The organism is Paracoccus sp. 22332, from assembly GCF_052045125.1.
Classification (GTDB): Bacteria; Pseudomonadota; Alphaproteobacteria; order Rhodobacterales; family Rhodobacteraceae; genus Paracoccus; species Paracoccus haematequi_A.
The window spans coordinates 221,476-228,001 of the sequence record NZ_JBQEOI010000006.1 but is presented as its reverse complement, the minus strand read 5'-3'; the positions used below and the strand labels follow the sequence as shown (position 1 = coordinate 228,001).

The following is a 6,526-nucleotide window of genomic DNA, read 5'->3' as shown; positions in this document are numbered from 1 at the left end:
ACCCTTTGTTCATTCTGTTTTTGATGAGGTCGTCGACGACCTCTGGTTCGGCGAGGGTGGAGATGTCGCCGAGGGTGGCGTAGTCGTTTTCGGCGATCTTGCGCAGGATCCGGCGCATGATCTTGCCCGAGCGGGTCTTGGGCATCCCAGGCGCCCATTGGATCAGGTCCGGCTTGGCGATCGGGCCGATCTCGGTGCGGACCCATTTCTCCAGCTCGGCCCGCAGCGCGTCCGAGGGCTCGACCCCGTTCATCAGCGTCACATAGGCATAGATGCCCTGCCCCTTCAGCGGATGCGGATAGCCCACCACGGCGGCCTCGGCGACCTTCTCGTGGGCGACCAGGGCCGATTCGACCTCGGCCGTGCCCATCCGGTGGCCCGACACGTTGATCACGTCGTCCACCCGGCCGGTGATCCAGTAATAGCCATCCTCGTCGCGCCGGCAGCCGTCGCCGGTGAAGTAGTAACCCGGATATTGCTGGAAATAGGCCTCTTCGAACCGCTGGTGGTCGCCCCACAGCGTGCGCATCTGGCCGGGCCAGCTGTCGGCGATGCACAAGACCCCCTCGGCCGGGTTGCCCTCTTGCACGGCGCCGGTCTGGGCGTCCAGCACCGCGGGCCTGATGCCGAAGAAGGGCAGCGTGGCGGAGCCGGGCTTGGTCGGGATGGCGCCGGGCAGCGGCGTGATCAGATGCCCGCCGGTCTCGGTCTGCCACCAGGTGTCGACGATCGGGCAGCGGCCCTTGCCGATGTTGTCGTTGTACCAGTGCCAGGCCTCGGGGTTGATCGGTTCGCCCACGGTGCCCAGGATGCGCAGGGACGACAGGTCGTGGCCCTGGATCGGATCGGTGCCCTTGGCCATCAGCGACCGGATCGCGGTCGGCGCGGTATAGAACTGCGTCACCCGGTGCTTGGCGCAGACCTCCCAGAAGCGGCCGGCGTCGGGATAGGTGGGCACCCCCTCGAACATCACCGTGGTGGCGCCGTTGGCCAGCGGGCCATAGACGATATAGCTGTGGCCCGTCACCCAGCCCACGTCGGCCGTGCACCAGAACACGTCGCCGTCCTTGTAGTCGAAGACGTATTGATGCGTCATCGCCGCATAGACCAGATAGCCGCCGGTCGTGTGCACCACCCCCTTGGGCTTGCCGGTCGACCCCGAGGTGTACAGGATGAACAGCGGATCCTCGGCCCCCATCGGCCGGGGCGGGCAGTCCGGGCTGGCCGCCTCCATCAGCGCCTTCACGTCCACGTCGCGGCCCTGGATCCAGGTGGTCTGGTCGCCGGTATGCTTGACGACCAGGCAGCGCACCCGGTCCGAGCAGTGCAGCAGCGCCGCGTCGGTGTTCGACTTCAGGTTGGTGCGCCGCCCGCCGCGCGGCGCGGTGTCGGCGGTGATGACCAGCTTGGCGCCGCAGTCGTTGATGCGGTTGGCCAGCGCATCCGGGGAAAAGCCCGCGAAGACGATCGAATGGATCGCCCCGATCCGCGCGCAGGCCAGCATCGCATAGGCGGCTTCCGGGATCATCGGCAGATAGATCACCACCCGGTCGCCGCGCATGATGCCCTGGGACAGCAGCACGTTGGCGAAGCGGTTCACCTTTTCCGACAACTGGGCATAGGTGATGTGCTGGGCGGGGGTGGCGGGATCGTCGGGCTCGAAGATGATCGCGGTCTGGTTCGCGCGGGCGGGCAGGTGGCGGTCGATGCAGTTGACCGAGGCGTTCAGCACCCCGTCCTCGAACCACCTGATCGAGACCCGGCCCAGCGTGAAGTCGGTGTTCTTGACGGTGCCGTAGGGCTGGATCCAGTCCAGCCGCAGCCCCTCGCGCCGCCAGAACGATTCGGGGTCCGCGATCGATTCGGCGTAAAGCCGCGCATAATCCCCAGCCCCCACATGCGCATCCCCGAAACCCGCCGGAACAGGATGCTTTTCAATCGCTTCAATCGTCATCAGCTTGCCTTATTCCTCACGCCCTCGCCGCTGCGTCCGGGGTCTTTCGACCCGAAGGCGGCAGGCTTGGGCACGCTCCCTCGGTCAAGTTAATCACATCACACGAAGTCTGGTAAATATTTTTATGAAAACAACCATTTAGTAAAATTATTGACGAATTATGAAGGACGTTTGTAAAGAATTCACAAGCCTTGCAAATCCCTGCATCCCGCGCCAGCCTCCGGCAATGACAAAAGATCCCATCCGCACCACCACCGACGATGCCCGCGACAAGGCGCTGCAAATGCTGGCCGCGATGCGCCATGCCGTTCTGGCGGTAAACGATGCCGCCACCGGCCATCCGCATCTTTCCAAGATCGCCTGCCAGATCGACCCGTCCGGTTCGCCCATCGCGCTGCTGTCGGGGCTGGCGGTCCACAGCCGGGCGCTTTCCGCCGATCCGCGCGCCGCGCTGCTGGTGGAAACGCAGGGCGGCAAGGGCGATCCGATGACCTGGCCCCGCCTGTCCTTGCAGGTGAAGGCCGCGATGATCGACGATGCCGCCGGTCTGCGCGCCCGCTGGCTGGAGGCGCATCCCAAGGCGGCGGCCTTCATCGACCTGCCCGATTTCCGGTTCTGGCGGCTGGCGCCTCAGTCGGGTTTCCTGAACGCAGGCTTCGGCGCGGCCTTCCGGCTGACGCCTGCGGATCTGGACATCGCATGAAAAAACCGCCGCGGCGAGGCGCGGCAGTTCGGGTCGCTACTGCGGGCGGTCCATCCGGGCATAGACGCAGACCCTGCCCCGCGCGGCCGTCGGCCAGTTCAGCCGGATCTGCCGGCGGGACGTTCCCACCTCGACCTGCGTCCAGGGCGCGGCATCGACGCGTGCGCCTGCGGCATCGGTGATCGCGGTTTCCGCAATCACCGACTGCACCGACTTGGCCCAGCCCTTGAAGGGCAGCCCCTCGATCACGGGCAGCGTCCAGGCAGTCGCGGCCGAAATCTGGTTATGCTGCACCATCAATGGGTTGGAGACGTAATTCAGAATTCCGTTGAAGGTGTTCCCCTCGAATTGCAGGTTCCGCATGTTGTTGTAGTTCAGGTCGGCGATCGAGGTATCGACCCGCTCGATCCGGTCGACTTCGCCATACAGCGCCTTGAAGACATTGCTGGTCACGGTCAGCCCATGGATGAAGTGCCCGGTGCCGTAGGGCTTGACCGTCAGCCAGGTGAACCAGGCGGCGGTATTGGAACACAGGCAGGTGTTGCCGGTGATCGTCAGCCCGCCGAAGCTGAATTCCGATCCCGTGAAATTCGGCTCGGCGCTGTGTTCGTTGGTCCACTCGATCGAGGCATTGTCGATATAGTTGCCGTTGATCGTGGTCTGCACATTCGGCTGGGTCAGCACCAGCCCCGCATAGCGCAGCCCCTCGCCCGAGCCGTCGCCCTGGAACCAGTGGTTGCCCGAGATGATGTGCCCTCCGCCATCAGCAACCATGAAATGCGCGAAGCGGACAAAGCGGTTGTCGCGGATCTTCACATCGTTGGCGTTGACGTTGATGGCGATGGTATTGCGCTGCTGGGCTGGCAGGTCGATCTCGTTCGACAGGAATTGGCAGCGGTCGATCAGCATGTCTTGGCAGCCCCGCCCGATCGAGGTGATGCCCCGATCCCTGGGCTTGGTCACATAGCAGTCGCGCAGCGCGATCATCTCGCCCTTGGGCGGCAGCATGATGCCGCTGGCGATACCCTCGCAATTCAGGTCCAGGTCGACGAAGTTCAGCCGCGACAGCTGTTCCACGCCCGAGAAATCGAACAGATAGCGATAGCGTTCGAAGCTGTAGCTGCGCGTTCCCGCCCCGCCATACAGGGGTTGCGACAGGGTCAGGGTCTTGGCCGCGACATCCTTGCCGTTCACATAGACCTCGCGCCCGACGCCGGGGCCGCTGATGCGGCTGCCGACCTCGATGGCGGCGACATTGGCGACCGCCGACAGGCGCAGCGGCTGGGCGGGATTGTAGGTCGCGGTGCTGGTCCACCGGCCGGTGTCCCATTTGGGGCCCGCCGCTGCCAGGATGCTGCCGTTGCAGATCACCCGGCGGTTGGAAAAGCCGGTCAGGCTGGGCGCCAAGGCATCCACGACCAGCGGCTCGGTCAGGTCGACGCGGCGCCCGCACAGATCCAGCGATACATGGTCGGTATAGCCGAACAGCGCCTGCAACGCCTTCTTCATGCCCAGCGTCTCGTCCCCGAAGGCATCGGCATAGGTCGGAAAATCGAAGCTTTGCAGGAACGACACGCGGGTATCGGCGGGGGTGCGGATGGTGCCCTTGAAGCGGATCGGGCTGTTGATCCCCAGGTCGCCGCTGATGAAGAACGTGCCTTCCGGCACCAGCACCCAGCCGCCCTTGGCCGCCTGGTCGGCCGCCACGAAGGCCGCGCGGTCGTTGGTGGCGTTGTCGCCCCTGGCGCCGAAATCGCGCACGTCCACCCAGTCGATCAGCGACGGGATAAAGGCCGCCGTCACGTCCTCGATCCGTATCGATTCGATGCGGAAGGCGCCGCCATTCGCGCCGACCAGATCCAGGCCGAAATGCCCATAGACCGGCGCCGTGCCCCAGGCCATGTTCACGCCCTGCCGCGACCCGACGCCGACGATGGCGCTGACCTCGATCACGTCGCCATAGGCGGTCATGGGCACGGTCGGCCCGACCTCGACCAGCCCGTCGACATGGGCGCGCGACCCGTTGCCCGCCCATCCTGCGATGCGCGCCGAACACAGCGCCCCCGCCACCGCCTTGATCCGGGCCGAAACGCGGAGATAGACCCCTGGAATCAACGGCGTCTCGCCCATGAAGCGGATGCTGGTGGTGGTCTGCTGCTTCATCACCTCGAGACAGGTGCCGAAATCCTGGTCCGCGGGCACCAGGGCGCCGTTGTCGGCCGATCCCCAGGTCGGGCTGCCGGGGGTGCCGTTCGTCATGGACCAGGCGTTCAGCCCGCCCCGGAACGCGGGCGGCATCAGCAAAAGCCCGTTGGTGATCGCGATGTTCATGACCTATCTCCTTCAGCCCGCGGCAGGCGCATGGGCGAAGGGATAGTTACGAAACGGTTAACGCGGCCTTGACGGGGCGGGCGTTGCAGCCCGGCCCCGCGCAACGGCGATCAGAAATGGATCGCCCGGCCATAGGCGTCCAGCACGGATTCGTGCATCATCTCGGACAGGGTAGGATGCGGGAACACGGTGTCCATCAGATCCTGTTCGGTCGTTTCCAGCTGGCGGCCGATGACATAGCCCTGGATCAGTTCCGTCACCTCTGCCCCGACCATGTGGGCGCCCAGCAATTCGCCGGTCTTGGCGTCGAAGACGGTCTTGATCAGCCCTTCGGGCTCGCCAAGCGCGATGGCCTTGCCGTTGCCGACGAAGGGGAAACGGCCCACCTTGATGTCGTGGCCCAGTTCCTTGGCCTTGGCCTCGGTCAACCCGACCGATGCGACCTGCGGGTGGCAATAGGTGCAGCCCGCGATGCTGCCGGGCTTGACCGGATGCGGATGCCCGCCCGCGATCAGTTCGGCCACCATCACGCCTTCATGGCTGGCCTTGTGCGCCAGCCAGGGCGCGCCCGCCACGTCGCCGATGGCATACAGCCCCTCGGTCCCGGTGCGGCAATATTCGTCGGTCACGACATGGGTGCGGTCCACCTTGACGCCCAGATCCTCGAGCCCCAGGTTTTCCACGTTGCCGACGATGCCCACGGCAGAGATCACCGTGTCGAAATCCTGCGTCTCGGTCTTGCCGGCGGATTCGATATGGGCGGTCACGATACTGCCCTTGCGGTCCAGCTTCTTGACCGTGGCCTTTTCCAGGATCTTCATGCCCTGCTTGACGAATTGCTTCTTGGCGAAGGCGCTGATTTCCGCGTCCTCGACCGGCAGCACGCGGTCCATCACCTCGACCACCGTGGTATCGGCGCCAAGCGTGTTGAAGAAGCTGGCGAATTCGATGCCGATGGCGCCCGATCCGATGACCAGCAGCTTCTTGGGCATATGCGGCGGCATCAGCGCGTGCTTATAATTCCAGACCAGCTTGCCGTCCGGCTCCAGCCCCGGCAGTTCGCGCGCCCGCGCGCCTGTCGCCAGCACGATGTTCTTGGCGGTGACCTCCTCGGTCCCCTTGTCCGTGATGACGCTGATCTTGCCGGGGGCCACCAGCCGGGCCTCGCCCATGATGGTCGTGACCTTGTTCTTCTTGAACAGGTGGCCGATGCCGCCGGTCAGCTGCTTGGCCACGCCGCGCGACCGGGCCACGACCTTGTCCAGATCGAAGCCGATGCCCTGTGCCGTCAGCCCGAAATCCTTGGCGCGGTGCATCAGATGGAACACCTCGGCGGACCGCAGCAGCGCCTTGGTGGGGATGCAGCCCCAGTTGAGACAGATGCCGCCCAGGTGCTCGCGCTCGATACAGGCGACTTTCAGGCCCAGTTGCGCGCCCCGGATCGCGGCGACATAGCCGCCCGGACCTGCGCCGATCACCACCATGTCGAAATTCTGGGCCATAGGCTCCCCCGTCTGGTCACGATAGTTCAGCGTTAA

At 65.2% G+C, this 6,526-nt stretch carries 4 protein-coding genes; 1 reads left to right on the top strand and 3 read right to left on the bottom strand.

Translation table 11 applies throughout. From position 1 onward, the window contains the following. Nucleotides 1-1,954 (bottom strand): acetate--CoA ligase (acs, locus tag ACTJI6_RS09810; protein WP_440798663.1); only part of this gene is annotated, 1,954 nt, incomplete at its 3' end. Nucleotides 1,955-2,180: 226 nt separating this feature from the next. Here acs and ACTJI6_RS09805 point away from each other — a divergent pair. Next, complete coding sequence (locus tag ACTJI6_RS09805; RefSeq protein WP_440800208.1) at nucleotides 2,181-2,657, top strand: HugZ family protein; 477 nt, start codon at nucleotides 2,181-2,183, stop codon at nucleotides 2,655-2,657. A gap of 36 nt (nucleotides 2,658-2,693) precedes the next feature. Here the strand turns inward: ACTJI6_RS09805 and ACTJI6_RS09800 are convergent, their stop codons facing one another. Both ACTJI6_RS09800 and lpdA read right to left on the bottom strand, forming a co-directional pair. Then, nucleotides 2,694-4,988 carry a glycosyl hydrolase family 28-related protein gene (locus tag ACTJI6_RS09800; RefSeq protein ID WP_440800206.1) on the bottom strand — a complete coding sequence of 765 codons (2,295 nt, stop codon included), beginning with the start codon at nucleotides 4,986-4,988 and terminating at the stop codon, nucleotides 2,694-2,696. A gap of 110 nt (nucleotides 4,989-5,098) precedes the next feature. Continuing rightward, nucleotides 5,099-6,490: a dihydrolipoyl dehydrogenase gene (lpdA, locus tag ACTJI6_RS09795; protein WP_440800204.1), complete on the bottom strand. Its 1,392-nt coding sequence runs from the start codon at nucleotides 6,488-6,490 to the stop codon at nucleotides 5,099-5,101. Between the last annotated feature and the right edge of the window lie 36 nt (nucleotides 6,491-6,526).

What these genes read in the sequence shown, in the direction of transcription:
- ACTJI6_RS09805 (WP_440800208.1), top strand. Translation starts at nt 2,181, where the DNA reads ATGACAAAAGATCCCATCCGCACCACCACCGACGATGCCCGCGACAAG.
- ACTJI6_RS09800 (WP_440800206.1), bottom strand. Translation starts at nt 4,988, where the DNA reads ATGAACATCGCGATCACCAACGGGCTTTTGCTGATGCCGCCCGCGTTC.
- lpdA (WP_440800204.1), bottom strand. Translation starts at nt 6,490, where the DNA reads ATGGCCCAGAATTTCGACATGGTGGTGATCGGCGCAGGTCCGGGCGGC.